The 253-nt window shown below is 40.3% G+C and carries 1 protein-coding gene; it reads right to left on the bottom strand.

Features of this window, described 5'->3' with window-relative positions; all coding sequences use genetic code 11:
* Nucleotides 1–253 (bottom strand): hypothetical protein (locus AC2Q9J_RS18245; RefSeq protein ID WP_499042134.1); only part of this gene is annotated, 253 nt, incomplete at both ends.

The raw sequence follows: 253 nt of genomic DNA on the forward strand, positions 1-253 counted from the left end.
TGGGTGCTGAACCGTATCGAATAATGCAAAAGGATCAGATTTAATCGTCTGTGAAAAATCTGTATACACGGTACTCAGTCCAGTATCCGATACACTTGTATCTGATGGAACTAGAGTTTGCTCTGGAACGAGATGATCCAGCACATCATCCAATTGATTAGAATGTTGATCCGATGAAATCATGACCTCATCTAGCGTAATCGTTTCAAGTTGATTGAAAGGAAGTGCACTCGCCTCAGTATTAGCAAGTAAT

The sequence above is a fragment of the Planococcus sp. RAB007_Raresut genome, from assembly GCF_057369535.1.